Raw genomic sequence first — 15162 nt, 5'->3', positions numbered from 1 at the left:
CACGACGGCAATCATCTGCGCATCAAACACGACCCGCATAACGCTTGAGCATGCTTGGAACATCCAGAATCAGGGCGATAGTCCCGTCTCCGGTGATGGTCGCACCCGCCATTCCAGGGGTTCCCTGCAGCATCTTGCCCAACGGTTTAATGACAACTTCTTCCTGGCCGATCAGCTGATCTACCACGAAGCCAATTTTCTGTGTTCCCACAGTGACAATAACAACGTGGGCCTGATCTGGCTCGTCGAACGCACAGCTACTGCGCACCAGCCATTTCTTCAAATGGAATATGGGTACAGCGCGTTCGCGCACTGTCACACATTCCTGTCCATCAACCACATTGCTTTTGGTGAGATCCATGTGAAAAATTTCATTCACACTGACCAGCGGCAGAGCAAAGGTCTGCTTACCCAGCATAATCATCAGCGTGGGCATAATGGCCAGCGTCAACGGCACTTTAATATTGATTCGGGTGCCCTTACCGGGCGCAGAATCAATTTCAATGCTGCCGTTCAATTGGGTGATCTTGGTTTTGACCACATCCATTCCGACGCCGCGGCCGGATACATCAGAAATCTCTTTCTTGGTCGAAAATCCCGGGGCAAAGATCAGTGAAAAGGCTTCGGTATCGGACAGGCGATCTGCCGCGTCCTGATCCATCAGGCCTTTTTCCACAGCGATTGAACGCAGCTTGTCCGGGTCCATGCCACCACCGTCGTCGGTGATGGAAAGCAGAATGTGATCACCCTCCTGCTCCGCCGCAAGAATGACTTTCCCAACTCTCGGCTTGCCTTTAGCCTCTCGATCCGCAGGCAATTCAATACCGTGATCGATGGAATTGCGCACCAAGTGAACCAGAGGATCAGCCAGAGCCTCGACCAGATTTTTATCGAGATCCGTTTCCTCACCTTGCAGTTCCAGATTGATCTCTTTCTTCAGATTTCTCGCCAGATCACGAACCACTCGAGGAAAGCGGCCAAACACCTTCTTGATCGGCTGCATCCGGGTTTTCATCACGGATGTCTGCAAATCTGCGGTGACAACATCGAGATTTGCGACGGCTTTCGACAGAATTTCGTCGTTCGCCTTAACCCCGAGCCGAACCAAGCGATTGCGGACCAACACCAGCTCACCGACCATGTTCATGATATCGTCGAGACGCTGAGTATCTACACGGACCGTCGTTTCGGTAGCTGCGGCATTTTCCTTGGAAGCCGCTTTTGGTGGCGCGGCTGGCTTCGCCGGAGCCGCCTTAGGCGCAGCCGCGGCAGGCTTAGCGGGTGCAGCGGCTGGCTTCGGCTGTGGTTTGGGTGCAGGCTTCGCAGCAGCGGGTGCAGGCGCTGGCGCAGCAGCAGGAGCCGCCGGAGGGGGAGCTTCGCCAGCCGCTTCTACTTTCGGACCTTTACCTTTGCCGTGTAACTGATCTAACAGTTTCTCGAATTCATCGTCGGTGATCAGATCGCTACCGCCGGCAGCCGGTGCTGGCGCGGCAGCCGCGGGGGCGGATGCGGCTTCTGCGGGAGCGGCCGGAGCCGTTTCGCCACCAGCCTCGGTTCCTGGACCTTTGCCTTTGCCGTGCAGTTGATCGAGCAGGGATTCGAATTCGTCTTCTGAAATATTTTCGGAATCACCAGCAGCGGCCGGAGCTGGCGTGGGTGCGGGCGCTGAAGCAGCAGGCGCCGGTGCTGCGGCCTCACCTTCTGCACTCGGACCTTTCCCTTTACCGTGCAACTGGTCTAACAGCGCTTCAAATTCATCTTCTGAAATATCATCACTGTCCGATGCAGCGTTCAACTCCTGACTTTCATTCGGCGCAGCGGGCGCGGCAGGCGCATCATCCAATGCATCGAGCAGCTCTTCAAATTCCTCGTCGGTAATATCCGCGGCCTGTTCCCCGCCAGCGTCAGCCGCTGGTGCCGCCTCTACCGGCGCCTCTGCGGCTTCTACAGGCGCCTCAGGTTCGGGCTCTGCCGCGACTTCTGCCGCCTCCCCAATGTCTTCACAATTCACGAGACGCTCAAGCGTCTGCAGCAATTCTGGCGGAGCTGGCTCCAATTCAGCGCGTTGCTGGACTTGCTCAAACTGGCTGTTTACCGTATCCAGAGCTTGTAGCACGACATCCATTAATTCGGATGTCACTTCGCGTTTGCCGTTACGTAAGATATCAAACAGGTTTTCTGTTACGTGACAACATTCCACCATGGCGTTGAGCTGCAAAAACCCCGCGCCACCTTTTACTGTGTGAAAGCCACGAAAAATCGCGTTCAACAGATCCTTATCGTCTGGCGACCGTTCAAGATCAACCAACTGTTCAGAGAGTAGTTCCAGGATTTCTCCGGCTTCAACCAGGAAATCCTGCAAAATCTCTTCGTCGTCTCCGAATCCCATTCACAGACCCTCAAATATTCTCAAAAGCCCAGACTGGAAAGTAAGTCGTCAACTTCATCCTGATTTGCGACCACATCTTCGCGTTTGTCCGCATGGATTTGCGGCCCTTCGGCTTCAATATTAGATTTTGTTTTCTTGACGTCGGCATCGCGCTCTCCAGGTTGCATCCCGGTGACCTGTTCAACCTGTCCTGCAACTCGAACCAGATCAACCAGACTGGACTCCACTTCACATATAAGCCCAATAACTTTTGTTAGTACCTGTCCAGTCAGATCTTGAAAGCCCTGCTCAAGAATGATGTCTTGCAAGTTTTTATTGAGTGTATCTGTGCCCTCACGAATGGTGACAAAAAACGCATCAATGCGATGATATGCTTCTCGAAATTCTTCCGGGCTCATTTCCCGTGAGCGCAAGCGCCGCCACTCTTCCTGCAGCGCACTGGCTTCTTCTGACAAATTCTGTGCAATCGGCGCCGAGGCTTCCACCATATCCATGGTTTTGTCTGCTGCCGCGCGGGTGGTTTCGATGACGTGATTCAAGCGCTCTGACGCATCTTTGATTTCAGACGCGCAAATGTCCGGTGGGTCCTTACTGAAATCGCCGTCGACGTTAAAATTGACGATGGCATCGTGCAGGCCGCGTGTCAGCTTGCCGACCGCGTTGAACATATTCTTATCGCGAGCCTCCATCAGCCTTCCGATCAGTTCGGAAGCGCCTTTGTAATCATCGCTGGCCAGCTTTTCGGAGAGTTGTTTGGCGCAGTCCTGCAACTCCTGAATAAACTCTTCGTTCTGGTGTAATTCCGGGACTATATCCATGGGCCAACCTTAGGGAGGTTATTCTTTTAACCGTTGACTCGGTCGAAAATCTTTTCAATCTTCTCTTTCAGCGCAGCTGCCGTAAAGGGCTTCACCACATACCCGTTTACACCACTCTGAGCCGCTTCAATTATCTGATCGCGCTTAGCTTCAGCCGTTACCATCAGCACAGGCAGCGACGATAATCTGGCATCCGCTCTCACCGCTTTCAGCAGATCGATTCCCGTCATACCAGGCATATTCCAATCCGTCACCAGAAAGTCGAAATCACCATTTTTCAACATTGGCAACGCGGTCAGCCCGTCATCAGCTTCCTGGGTGTTGGTAAAGCCAAGATCCCGCAGCAGGTTTTTGATAATCCGGCGCATTGTCGAAAAGTCATCGACAATGAGGATTTTCATGTTTTTGTCCAACTCAAACCTCCGTCTTCCCGGAAAGGGATTTTACTAATAGTCTAGTAGCTGATTTGTCCCTAGCCAGTTTTTCGGCTGACCAATCCGGAAAATGTAAGCTCCGGGGTTCAGCGACAAAAACAGGGCGCCACTAGGAGTCTCGTAAACAGCCCTAAAGGCCGCTTAAAACAGGCGTCACTATCACGTGTTATTTGGTCCAACCTGTCATTCTGGCTCTCAGTCGCATCGCCGCCTGAGAGTGAATCTGACTGACTCTTGATTCGCTCACTCCCAGCACCTGACCAATTTCCTTCAGGTTCATTTCTTCGTTGTAATACAGCGACAACACGAGCTGTTCGCGCTCGGGGAGCGTCGCAATCGATTCTGCCAACGATTTGCGCAGCGACTCCCGCTGGTAATCTTCCTGCGGCGTCGCGAAGGCTCCTGACTCCTCCAGCGGCTCCACCACCGATTCTTCGCCACCGACCTCTTCTTCAAAACTGAAGAGACGACACGACGTTGTGTCGTTGAGTATTGAATGATACTCATCGAGCGAAACGTCCATCTCCTCGGCAACTTCCTGGTCTGCTGCAGTGCGGCCAACACGGGCCTCCACCGTTGCAATAGCCTCTGCCACCCGGCGTGCGTTGCGATGTACTGATCTTGGTACCCAGTCGCCGCGACGCATTTCATCAACGATGGCGCCGCGGATACGAATGCCAGCATAAGTTTCGAAGCTCGCCCCTTGAGAAGGGTCATATTTTTGAGCGGCCTCCAGCAGGCCGATCATGCCCGCCTGGATCAGATCTTCAATCTGCACACTGGCAGGCATACGCATCATCATATGACTGGCAATACGCTTTACCAGGGGCGCGTGATCTTCAACCCGAATGGAGTTCAAGTCCTGCGAGGGATTTTCGTACATAACCGAATCGCTACTTGCCCACATGGTAGAAAACTCACTGACCTCTCAACGCCGTTCAAATTTGATCAGCACCCTGCCTTTCTGAACTCAAGCACTTGCGTGCGCTGGCTGCAGAAGACTTTCAATGAAAAATTCCAGATGCCCCCGCGCACTGCTGGGCCTGGGCCAACGATCCACCTCGGTTGCCATTTGTCGAATGGCCTGCGAGGCTTTGCAGTTCGGCGCATATTGCAACAATGGTTTTTGCTGGCGTACCGCTTTGCGAACATTCTCGTCAAAGGGTATGTGACCGACATATTGCAGAGCCACGTCCAGAAACCGATCACACACAGTCTGCAATTTTGTAAACAGGTTGCGCCCCTCCTGAACACTGCGCGTCATATTGGCAACCACGCGAAACCGCGTCAGGTCGTAATCTTTGTGCAGGAGTTTGATCAGCGCGTAGGCGTCCGTAATCGACGAAGGCTCGTCACAAACCACCACCATGACTTCTTGGGATGCGCGCACAAAACTGACCACTGTGTCCGAAATGCCCGCCGCGGTATCAACCACCAACACATCCAGCTGATGGCTTAATTCACTAAATGCGTTGATCAGCGCGGCGTGCTCCTGATTGCCCAGCGACGCCATCTGTTGAACACCGGAAGACGCGGGTACAATTTTAATTCCGGCAGGGCCCGTCAGCATGACGTCCCGCAAACTGCAGCTACCGTTTAAAACGTCCGCGAGATTCTTTTCTGCTCGCAGCCCCAAAAGGACATCGATATTCGCTAACCCCAAGTCGGCATCGAGCAGTACCACTCGGCGACGCAATTCTGCCAAGGCAATGCTCAGGTTAACGGAAACATTGGTCTTGCCCACCCCGCCTTTACCGCCGGTAACTGCAATAACCTGTACGCTGTTTGAAAGACTCATTGAACTCTTATTCCTCTCGCCGCGTTGCTGGTCGGCAAAACCGGGTTTCAGTGGACCGCCAGGGAAACGGATGACAGCTGCTGTTGTAGCTGTTCGATTTCCTCAACGTCTTCTGGCTCTTCGATCTCGCTATGGGCATTTGCCAAGCGCGCCGCCCTGACGACGAGCTTACGAGAGTCCGCCTGGGATATATCGGCAGGGATCTCCTGTCCGTTAGTGGTGTAATACAAAGGTAGCTGATGTTCGATGATTACGCTTAATGCTTCCCCCAAACTTGCGGTTTCATCGATCTTGGTCAATATACATCCGTGGATATCTTCGCCGGCATGGGCGTGAAAGCTTGCTTTGATCATCTGCAATTGCGTATTGGCGGCGCACACTAGATAGGTCTGAATTTCAGGGATATCCGCCAGCACTTCCAACTGCATCCGCAAATCGGGATCACCATAGCGATACCCGGCGGTATCAATGAGAACCAAACTGCAGTTGCGCAACCGACGCACCAACAATGGCAGATCTTCGATATCTTCAACCACTTTTACCTGCACACCAAGAATGCGGCCCAGGGCGCGCATTTGCTCGTGACCGGCAATACGCGCTGAATCTGTTGTCACCAGTGTGACGCTATGGGGACCATGCTCGAGAACGTGTCTGGCCGCGAGCTTGGCAATGGTGGTGCTTTTACCGACGCCCGTCGCACCGACGAACGCGAAGACGCCACCCTCGGCAACGGGATCATTCGCCGCAATAGGCAGCAGCTGCGCCAGTTGTGACTGAGCGTCGCACCAGGCAGCCTGCATAGAACGCGTTGGCCTTACCCGCCCCAAGACTGCATTGATACTGGCTTCGGTACACCCCAAATTTTGCAGCCGACGCGCCAGACGCTGCTGAAACGGAGTGCGATTAATTGCCGATCCATGAGCAGGCATCGCCACTTGATTGAGCTGCTCCTCGAGCAACAACCGCATATCCGCCAACTCGGTCTGCAATAGCTCCATCTGCCGATTCTGTTCCGCACGCTGTTTTTCCGCCTCGGCCGCCGCCTTGGCTTTTGCCTCTGCACGCGCTTCCGCCTTGGCGACGGCTTCAGCAGACGCCTTCGCTTCGTATGACAAGGGCGCAGGCTCAACAGCGGCAGGAGCCGCCGCCAGAGGTGTGCTTATCGGTTCTGGTTGACGCTCGCCACCCACGACCTCTCCCCGAACTTCGAGGCTGCGATTGCGAGGACGCTGGCTCAATTTTGCTTTTGCCGCAGCCAGGGACTGGTTGGCCAGCATCTGCGCCTGCGCCTTTTCCAATTCCTGAGCAAGAAAGGAGGTCTGTCGATCTGTGCTTTTTTCCCGGCGAGCTTTAACCACTGTCGATTTCTTGGCGATGTCTGTAGCCGCCTGTATGTCACCGGCATCCAAAAGCTCTTTGATCGCCTGCTGGCAAGACTCATCACTGTCGCTGACCAGAGGCATCTCGGTCGCGGATATAAAAGGCTCTGCAGGCGCTTTAACATTCGCGGCGCCATCGGCCTCCAACGAACTGAGTATCTCCACGCCCTGCTTTACGCGCCGACTCGAGAGAATGATGGCGTCAGGCCCCATTTCTTCACGCACCAGTTCCAATGCCCGACGCATGTCCGCTGCTACAAATCGCTTGATACTCATGTTTCTCACTCCAATCGCCAAACAGAAACGACATTTTTCTGTCAAACGTTTCTACAAAATGTTGTCACCGCGAGTGGCTAGTTCTGTACTGCGACCGCCGCCTCGATGGTGACTTGCTTGTTGTCCGGCACTTCCGTATAGGCCAGCACCTTAAGATCCGGCAAACTGTGACGAACGAATTTCGCAATAATCGCTCGCAGAGGTGCCGCAACCAGCAGAATTAAAGGACGCCCTTTCGCCTCCTGTTTGTGCGCTGACTCAATCAAAGATTGCTGCAGCTTTTCCGCCAGTGACGGTTCAATAAAGCTGGCTTCACCGCCAGATTTTTGAACCTGCTGAAAGGTACGGAGCAATAACTGTTCCAAACCGGATTCTAAGGTCATAACCGGTAGCTCTGGGTCTTGTCCAACAATGGTTTGCACGATTTGTCGACGCAAAGCTACCCGCGCCGCGCCGATCAGCGTGTCAGTATCTTGACCCTTGGGAACAGCGACTAACGCCTCGGCAATGGTGCGCATATCACGGATAGACACACCCTCCAACAACAGCCCCTGCAGCACTTTCACCAACTGATTGAGTGTCACCGCACCGGGCACCAGCTCTTCCACCAGTTTGGGGGAATGCTCTTCCTGTTTGTCGAGCAACTTCTGCACTTCCTCATGCCCCAGCAGCTCGCTGGCGTGTTTCTGAAGAATCTGATTGATGTGGGTTGCCACCACCGTGCTGGCATCCACCACGGTATAGCCGAGCGTCTGAGCTTTGTCTTTGCGACTGCGATCAATCCACACAGCATCCAGGCCAAACGCGGGATCTTTGGTGGCGAGTCCATCGATATTGCCAAACACCTGACCGGGATTAATCGCCATCTCGCGATCGGGATGAACCTCGGCTTCGCCGAGAACCACGCCCATTAAACTGATGCGATAACCATTGGGAAGCAAGTCGAGGTTATCGCGAATATGAATGCTCGGAACCAAAAAACCCAATTCCTGAGACAGCTTTTTACGAACGCCTTTGATGCGACTTAAGAGCTCACCACCCTGACTTTTATCGACCAAAGGGATTAACCGATAGCCCACTTCTAAGCCGATAACATCAACCGGCTGTACATCGTCCCAACCGATATCCGCCACTTCTGCCGGCTTGTAATCGTCCGCGTCTACGGTGACCCCTTGTCGGTTGTCACCGGGACCACCCAGCGCGGCAACACCGGGCTTGTCAGGAACTCTGCCTGTGCGTGCGCCATCACCTTCTTCAACTTGTTCTGGGCGGGTTTTACGCCAATGCAGATAAATCGCCAACCCCGCTGCTAGAAACGCCAGCCCCAGAAAAGAGGTGTGAGGCATGCCGGGAATGGCGCCCATAATAAACAGCACAATGGCCGCCACCCCCAGAGCTTTGGGAGAGTCAAACATCTGGCGCATGACCTGCTTGCGCATGTCCTCAGCACTGTTAACACGCGTCACCATGATGGCCGCTGAGGTCGACAGCAACAGAGATGGGATCTGTGCGACCAAGCCATCACCAATGGTCAGCAAGATGTATTTTTCCAGCGCATCTCGAAATTCAAGTTGATGCTGCGCCATGCCAACAATCAGGCCACCGATAATATTGAGTGCCAGAATTAAAATGCCCGCGATCGCGTCGCCGCGCACAAATTTGCTGGCACCGTCCATGGCACCGTAAAAATCGGCCTCTGAGGCAACATCCTGTCGCCGAGTACGAGCTTCATCCTGATCAATCAAGCCAGCGTTAAGATCCGCATCAATAGCCATCTGCTTGCCGGGCATTGCATCCAAGGTGAATCGAGCACTCACTTCCGATATCCGGCCAGCACCCTTGGTCACCACCACAAAATTGATGATCATCAAAATGATAAAGATGATAATACCGACCGCGTAATTACCGCCGATAACCACCTCGCCAAAAGCCTGGATTACTTTTCCCGCCGCATCGCCACCCTCGTGCCCCTCCAGCAGAACCACCCGAGTCGAGGCGACATTCAGAGCCAAACGCAACAGAGTGGCCACCAGTAGAATCGTTGGGAAGACCGCAAAATCCAGAGGTCTTAGGGTATAGACACCAACCAGTAGAACGACAATCGACAGGGCAATGTTAAACGAGAAAAACAGATCGAGCAGAAACGGAGGCAGAGGCAGCGTCATCATGCCCAACAGCATGAGCAACAAAAGAGGAATACCGAGATTGCCCTGACCGGCACTGCGGACATTCGCAAGCGCCGCGCGCCGGTCTATACCGGCGAGCGAACCACGAAGATCCTGGAAAGAAGGCAGTGCCATAACAACGGTTTCTTGACGCTAAAATACGTAATAAGACCGTTGTCGCAAAAACTGTACCTGACTGCGAAAAAATAATGCGACGCGATAAAATATCATTAAAAAACAGAGAGTAAGGCGTATCCCGAAAGATCGAGCAGCCTCAAAAATCACGGGTCATAACGCATGTCCTTAGGTACAGGAATGTTGCGAGGTTTATCTGGCCGATCGCCTGTTCCCTTCCGATAGTTACGCAACTGAAAGACATAGGCCAACACCTGCGCCACAGCCATGTAGAGGCCCGCCGGAATTTCTCGGTCAACCTCTGTCGTATGATAAATAGCTCGCGCCAGCGCCGGCGATTCCATAACAAGCACCTTGTGCTCGCGGGCAATTTCACGAATTTTAAGCGCCATAAAGTCAACGCCCTTCGCGACCACGATTGGCGTCTTCATGGATTCAGGGTCGTATTTCACCGCAACAGAAAAGTGCGTTGGGTTCGTGATCACGACGTCGGCATCCGGCACCGCAGCCAACTGTCGATTATTCGCCATCTCCCGCTGCAGCTGACGAATGCGACCTTTAACTTCAGGCCGCCCTTCACTGTCTTTGAATTCGTCTTTAATTTCTTGACGAGACATCTTCAATTTACGGCTGTTGTCCCAAATTTGAAAAGGAACATCTATGGCTGCAATGGCAAGTGTCACCGCAGACAGGATAACGGCACACCAAATCGCCATTCGAACAGAATCGATCACCGCCGGCACTAACGACTGATTGCTCAGTCGCAAGATATCCTGCTGCGTGATTTTTAATAACACCAGGGCAACGCTGAGAATCAACAACACTTTGGCCAGGGCTTTCAGCAATTCAACCAATCCTTTGATACCGAACATGCGCTTGAATCCTTCCATCGGATTCATGCGCCTTGCTTTTGGCAACATGGACTTACCGCTGAATAGCCAGCCGCCGAGCGAAATTGGCCCAATAATTGACACCACCGCGAGTACGGCGAAGAGCGGCACCAGCGACCAAAAGGCGTCATAAAAAGACATGGCCAATTGTGAGATCATTGCAGCTGGATCAAAAATGCGCTCACGGTCTAACTCAAAGTTATACCTCAGAATATCCATCATCTTCTGAGCCATTTGCGGACCAGAGACCAACAAACCTACGGTGCCGCCCAACAACACCGCGGTCGTTGTGATCTCTCGTGATCGGGGAACCTGGCCATCTTCTCGCGCCTTCTCAAGGCGCCTGGCCGTGGGTTCTTCTGTTTTATCCTGACTGTCGTCTGCCATGGTCAGGGAATGCCCAAAAGATGATGGATAAAGGAATAGCCTTCTTCAACAAAGGCTTCATAACTCGGCAAAAAGCTGGTCATGCTGTACCAGATCAAAAGCAAACCGAAGACCAGAGTTATCGGAAAGCCCACCGCAAACACATTCATTTGCGGTGCCGATCGGCTCATAACACCGAATGCAATATTGACAATCAAGAGCGAGGTCAACACCGGCAAGGCAACCAACAAAGCTCGACCAAACATCCAGCCGCCGCTTTGCGCAATCGCTAAAAACGCATCGGGCCCCAAGCCACGATCGGAAATGGGTAGCGTATAAAAACTGTCAACAATTAAGCGGATCATCAATAGATGTCCATCAAAGCTGATGAACAACAAGGTCGTCAAAATCAAATAATACTGGGACAACACGGTGACGGTGACACCGTTTGCGGGATCATTCATTGACGCAAACCCCAGCCCCATCTTCATTGCCATAAACTGCCCGGCAAGCACGAAGATGTGAAAGACGATTTGCAGAACAAAGCCGATGGTTAAACCAATGATCACCTGCTGTAAAACAATGACCAAACTGGCAAGAGATAACGGTGGCACATCCGGCAGCGGCGGCAACATCGGGACGACCAGTAGAGTCACCATAAACGCCAACACAATACGCACGCGACCGGTCACCACTTTGGCACCGATAACCGGCATGGCAATCATCAGCGAACTGATTCTAAACAACGGCCAGAGATAGCGACCGACGAACTCGGTAATCTGTGCCTCGGTCAAATACCACACAAACCAGCCCCAGCCTTGCTAGCAAAACCCAATTGACCACAATGAGTGGCCATGGCAGCGTTGTAACCCAACGGGAAGCGAATCATAGAGACATCGATCAACTGAGCAGAACCGGAATCTGAGTAATAAGGTTCTCAAAAAGATCCGTAAATTGCTGAATAAGCCACGATCCCGCAAACATGATGGTGCCGATGGTGATAAGCAACCTGGGTAAAAAACTCAATGTCTGTTCGTTGATCTGTGTCGCCGCCTGAAACATGCTGACCAGAAGGCCCACCACCAAACTGGGGCCAACAATCAATGCAACCATAACCACCGTCAGATAGAAAGCAGTCCCCAACAGATCCATAACCACTTCTGGTGTCATTGCTCTATCTCCTCACAGATTGCTGTTTCAAGGCGCCAATTACGGTTCAGCTAGACCGAATAACTGGCCGCCAGAGTGCCAATAATCAATCCCCAGCCATCCACCAAGACAAACAACATAATTTTAAACGGTAACGAAATAATCAAGGGTGACAACATCATCATACCCATTGCCATCAAGACACTGGCAACAACAATATCAATAACCAAAAACGGGATAAAAATGATAAAACCAATTTGAAAAGCGGTTTTAAGTTCCGACATCACAAACGCGGGAACCAATACAGTGATCGGCACAGATTCAGGGCTGGCAATATCCCGTTTATCTGCAATCTCCAAAAACAGACCGATGTCGGCTTCACGGGTTTGCGCCAACATAAATTTATGAAACGGCTTTAACGCTGCGTCAAACGCCTGACGGGAATTCATGGTTTCATTCAAATAGGGCTGCAACGCCGTTTCATTCACTTCATTAAACACAGGCGTCATAATGAAAAACGTTAGAAACAGTGTCATGCCAATCAGAATCTGATTTGACGGCGACTGCTGCAATCCAAGTGCCTGTCGTAAAATCGCAAACACAATGATGATCCGGGTAAATGAGGTCATCATCATCAACAGCGCTGGCAAGACCGACAGCACGGTCATGATCGCCAGAATCTGCAGAGTTACAGAATAGTCTTGCGTACCGTCTGGATTCGTTTGCACCGAAAGAGCCGGCAGCGCTGGGATGCCCTTTACCCCTTCAATGGCATTTTCTACCGGCGCCGAGTTCTGTTGCCCAGCGGGTGCTGCGGGATCTTCCTGGCCATAGGCAAGGGTCGACAACACCAAACTCAGAATAAAAACGAGGCGCAGAATCACGATGGATCCTTATTCGCAACCATGATGTTACGAAGCTTTTCCGCAAAAGCTTCTGGCGGTGTGTCCGCGACGGGCGCATCAACCACAGGCTCATCGAACGTTTGCAAATGGGTGATCGACTGGGGCGTCACCCCAACAAGTATCTGACGACCGCCGATGTCAACCAGCGCAATTTTCTCGCGAGCCCCCAACGCGAGACTGGCAACAATTCGCAAGTGTCTCCCACCGCCCATCGTGCCCTGCCCAACGCGGCGCAACAGCCAGCCCAGCAACACAATCAGCGCCAGAACGACCATCAACCCGAAAAAGACCTGAGCGAGATAGCGCCCCTGGTCTGGCACTTTGCTGACGTCTTCGCCCGCCCATGCGGCAATAGATACTCCCCAGGCCAGCGCAGCGAATAGCGGCCAGCCAAGAGAACGAAAAATTCGGATAGTCATTCAGCTAGCGCAAACGCTTAATGCGCTCCTGTGGACTGATCACATCGGTCATACGAATACCGAACTTCTCATTGACGACCACAACTTCCCCGTGGGCAATCAAAGTGCCGTTTACCAACACATCCAGGGGCTCACCCGCCAGGCGGTCCAATTCAATGACAGAGCCCTGGTTGAGCTGCAAAAGGTTGCGAATGGTAATTGATGTCGAGCCAACCTCCATTGCAATGGATACCGGAATATCCAAAATGACTTCGAGATCAGGGTTCTCACTGGTCGCAGGCCCGCCTTCATCGATCAGCTCTTCCAGATCCAGAGGCTGACTGTCGTCCTCGCCACCTTCCGCTTCGGCCATGGCTGCCGCCCATTCGTCAGCCATCGAATCCTGATCGAGATCCTTGTCATCTTCAGCATCATCACTCATCTGCTTTCTCTCCCAGCTTTCCAGCCACCGCCGTCTGGTTATAAATCTTACTGTGGTCGATGAGGTGATTCACCTTCATCGCCAGGTTGCCATTGGATTGCCCCAGTCCGATACGAAATAGAGGCACACCGTTAACCGTTACAATATGTCGCTCGGGTAATTCAATTGGAATAACATCACCAGCGCGCATGTCCCGCAAATCGCGCAGAGTAATTTTCTGCCTTGCCACTTCACATTCCAGAGTGACTCGCGCATCCATAATGTCGTTGCGCAATGCGTGAATCCAACGATCGTCTCGGTCGTCAGAGTCCGATTGCAAGCCCGCATCGAGCATCTCCCGAATAGGCTCGATCATTGAATAGGGAATGGTGATATGAAGATCACCACCACCGCCATCCAATTCCACATGAAAGGTGCTCACGACAACCACTTCACTGGGACTGACGATGTTTGCCATGGACGGATTCACTTCGGAATTGATGTACTCAAATTCAATCGGCAATACCGCTCGCCAGGCTTCTTTCAAATCGATAAACGCCTGCTGCAAAACTCGCTGAACAATACGCAATTCTGTCGGGGTAAATTCACGGCCCTCGATCTTGGCGTGGCGACCATCGCCCCCAAAAAAGTTATCAACCAGCTTAAAAACCAATTTGGCATCGAGAATGATCAGAGCTGTACCACGCAGCGGCCGAAACTTGACCATATTGAGACTGGTGGGCACGTACAAGGTGTGAACATACTCGCCAAATTTTTGAATCTGTACACCGCCGACAGAAACATCCGCAGAACGTCGCAGTAAATTAAACATGCTGATGCGGGTGTAGCGGGCAAAACGCTCGTTGATCATCTCCAGCGTTGGCATACGACCGCGAACAATGCGGTCCTGACTGGTAAGGTCATAGGATTTTATCGAGCCTGGATCCTCATCCGACTCGGTTTCTATATCCCCGTCATCGACACCGTGTAAGAGCGCATCGATTTCGTCCTGGGAAAGCAAGTCCTGCATAGTTGCTAACTCTCCTTAGGCGTACCGCAATTACTGCATAACCAGATTGGTGAACAGAACCTGCTCGACACCTGGTTTACCGATTTCCTGTTCGAGAAGCTTTTGCAGCGTCTCAAGAGATTTCTGGCGTAGCAGCTCCTTCCCTTCGGGCGTCTGCAGCTCCGCATAATCCTGGCCACTAAACAACATCAGCAAACTGTGTTGAAGCATGGCGCTGTGCTCTTCAATCGCCGTGACCACATCCTCTTCACGCACCAAAAGACTGACTTCTGCCTGCATGTAGCGCTGCTTACCGCGCGCATTAAAATTAACAATAATCGTGGGTTTCAGTGGATAGTAGATCGCCGGCCCTTTGACCTCTTCAACCTCTTCTTCTTCGACCTCTTCCGCGGCGGCTTCCTCTCCCTCGGCGACTTCAGGCTCATCGCCACCCATCATTTTTACCGCAAACAGAGTGCCGCCGACAGAAACACCGATCAGCAACAGAGCAACGACGGCAAGAATAATGATTTTCTTTTTTCCACCACCTCCGCCTTCACCTTCTGTTGCTTCTGTGTTGTCATCATCCGCCATGTCAATTTCCCGTCGCTAAAGCTGAATACATGGGTC

The 15162-nt window shown here is 52.5% G+C and carries 15 protein-coding genes; all 15 read right to left on the bottom strand.

Features of this window, described 5'->3' with window-relative positions; all coding sequences use genetic code 11:
• Positions 1-22 precede the first annotated feature (22 nt).
• The 15 genes from ACXAFR_RS10075 to ACXAFR_RS10005 all read right to left on the bottom strand — a co-directional run bounded on the left by ACXAFR_RS10075 (position 23) and on the right by ACXAFR_RS10005 (position 15126).
• Positions 23-2389: a chemotaxis protein CheA gene (locus ACXAFR_RS10075; protein WP_475176267.1), complete on the bottom strand. Its 2367-nt coding sequence runs from the start codon at positions 2387-2389 to the stop codon at positions 23-25.
• A gap of 20 nt (positions 2390-2409) precedes the next feature.
• Positions 2410-3207: a protein phosphatase CheZ gene (locus ACXAFR_RS10070; protein ID WP_475176266.1), complete on the bottom strand. Its 798-nt coding sequence runs from the start codon at positions 3205-3207 to the stop codon at positions 2410-2412.
• Between the two features lie 26 nt (positions 3208-3233).
• The gene (gene cheY, locus ACXAFR_RS10065; protein WP_475176264.1) at positions 3234-3620 is read right to left on the bottom strand and encodes a chemotaxis response regulator CheY; all 387 of its coding nucleotides are present in this window, start codon (positions 3618-3620) and stop codon (positions 3234-3236) included.
• A 187-nt stretch (positions 3621-3807) separates the two neighbouring features.
• Positions 3808-4548, bottom strand: coding sequence for an RNA polymerase sigma factor FliA (locus ACXAFR_RS10060; protein ID WP_475176262.1), 741 nt, complete (start codon positions 4546-4548; stop codon positions 3808-3810).
• A gap of 63 nt (positions 4549-4611) precedes the next feature.
• Positions 4612-5439 (bottom strand): MinD/ParA family protein, encoded by an 828-nt coding sequence (locus ACXAFR_RS10055; RefSeq protein WP_475176261.1) that lies wholly within the window; start codon positions 5437-5439, stop codon positions 4612-4614.
• A 47-nt stretch (positions 5440-5486) separates the two neighbouring features.
• Positions 5487-7094: a flagellar biosynthesis protein FlhF gene (flhF, locus tag ACXAFR_RS10050; protein ID WP_475176260.1), complete on the bottom strand. Its 1608-nt coding sequence runs from the start codon at positions 7092-7094 to the stop codon at positions 5487-5489.
• A 77-nt stretch (positions 7095-7171) separates the two neighbouring features.
• On the bottom strand, positions 7172-9394 hold the full coding sequence (gene flhA / locus ACXAFR_RS10045; RefSeq protein WP_475176258.1) for a flagellar biosynthesis protein FlhA: 2223 nt from the start codon (positions 9392-9394) through the stop codon (positions 7172-7174).
• 146 nt (positions 9395-9540) lie between these two features.
• Positions 9541-10677, bottom strand: a complete 1137-nt coding sequence (gene flhB / locus ACXAFR_RS10040; RefSeq protein ID WP_475176886.1) for a flagellar biosynthesis protein FlhB — start codon at positions 10675-10677, stop codon at positions 9541-9543.
• Positions 10674-11453 (bottom strand): flagellar biosynthetic protein FliR, encoded by a 780-nt coding sequence (gene fliR / locus ACXAFR_RS10035; protein ID WP_475176257.1) that lies wholly within the window; start codon positions 11451-11453, stop codon positions 10674-10676. Before fliR ends, flhB begins: the two co-directional genes overlap by 4 nt.
• Positions 11454-11550: 97 nt before the next feature.
• Positions 11551-11820, bottom strand: coding sequence for a flagellar biosynthetic protein FliQ (locus ACXAFR_RS10030; RefSeq protein WP_475176255.1), 270 nt, complete (start codon positions 11818-11820; stop codon positions 11551-11553).
• 50 nt (positions 11821-11870) lie between these two features.
• On the bottom strand, positions 11871-12683 hold the full coding sequence (fliP, locus tag ACXAFR_RS10025; RefSeq protein ID WP_475176253.1) for a flagellar type III secretion system pore protein FliP: 813 nt from the start codon (positions 12681-12683) through the stop codon (positions 11871-11873).
• Positions 12680-13123 carry a flagellar biosynthetic protein FliO gene (gene fliO / locus ACXAFR_RS10020; RefSeq protein ID WP_475176250.1) on the bottom strand — a complete coding sequence of 148 codons (444 nt, stop codon included), beginning with the start codon at positions 13121-13123 and terminating at the stop codon, positions 12680-12682. The genes fliP and fliO overlap by 4 nt, the downstream gene beginning before the upstream one ends.
• A gap of 4 nt (positions 13124-13127) precedes the next feature.
• Positions 13128-13544, bottom strand: a complete 417-nt coding sequence (gene fliN / locus ACXAFR_RS10015; protein ID WP_475176248.1) for a flagellar motor switch protein FliN — start codon at positions 13542-13544, stop codon at positions 13128-13130.
• On the bottom strand, positions 13537-14553 hold the full coding sequence (gene fliM, locus ACXAFR_RS10010; RefSeq protein WP_475176246.1) for a flagellar motor switch protein FliM: 1017 nt from the start codon (positions 14551-14553) through the stop codon (positions 13537-13539). Before fliM ends, fliN begins: the two co-directional genes overlap by 8 nt.
• A gap of 30 nt (positions 14554-14583) precedes the next feature.
• Positions 14584-15126, bottom strand: coding sequence for a flagellar basal body-associated FliL family protein (locus ACXAFR_RS10005; protein ID WP_475176243.1), 543 nt, complete (start codon positions 15124-15126; stop codon positions 14584-14586).
• Positions 15127-15162: the final 36 nt, after the last annotated feature.

It is taken from the genome of Pseudomaricurvus sp. ABR4_320 (assembly GCF_056159445.1).
This window is presented reverse-complemented; position numbering and strand designations above follow the sequence as displayed.

What these genes read in the sequence shown, in the direction of transcription:
- ACXAFR_RS10060 (WP_475176262.1), bottom strand. Translation starts at nt 4,548, where the DNA reads ATGTGGGCAAGTAGCGATTCGGTTATGTACGAAAATCCCTCGCAGGAC.
- ACXAFR_RS10075 (WP_475176267.1), bottom strand. Translation starts at nt 2,389, where the DNA reads ATGGGATTCGGAGACGACGAAGAGATTTTGCAGGATTTCCTGGTTGAA.
- fliO (WP_475176250.1), bottom strand. Translation starts at nt 13,123, where the DNA reads ATGACTATCCGAATTTTTCGTTCTCTTGGCTGGCCGCTATTCGCTGCG.
- ACXAFR_RS10070 (WP_475176266.1), bottom strand. Translation starts at nt 3,207, where the DNA reads ATGGATATAGTCCCGGAATTACACCAGAACGAAGAGTTTATTCAGGAG.
- flhF (WP_475176260.1), bottom strand. Translation starts at nt 7,094, where the DNA reads ATGAGTATCAAGCGATTTGTAGCAGCGGACATGCGTCGGGCATTGGAA.
- ACXAFR_RS10005 (WP_475176243.1), bottom strand. Translation starts at nt 15,126, where the DNA reads ATGGCGGATGATGACAACACAGAAGCAACAGAAGGTGAAGGCGGAGGT.
- fliN (WP_475176248.1), bottom strand. Translation starts at nt 13,544, where the DNA reads ATGAGTGATGATGCTGAAGATGACAAGGATCTCGATCAGGATTCGATG.
- ACXAFR_RS10055 (WP_475176261.1), bottom strand. Translation starts at nt 5,439, where the DNA reads ATGAGTCTTTCAAACAGCGTACAGGTTATTGCAGTTACCGGCGGTAAA.
- flhA (WP_475176258.1), bottom strand. Translation starts at nt 9,394, where the DNA reads ATGGCACTGCCTTCTTTCCAGGATCTTCGTGGTTCGCTCGCCGGTATA.
- ACXAFR_RS10030 (WP_475176255.1), bottom strand. Translation starts at nt 11,820, where the DNA reads ATGACACCAGAAGTGGTTATGGATCTGTTGGGGACTGCTTTCTATCTG.
- fliM (WP_475176246.1), bottom strand. Translation starts at nt 14,553, where the DNA reads ATGCAGGACTTGCTTTCCCAGGACGAAATCGATGCGCTCTTACACGGT.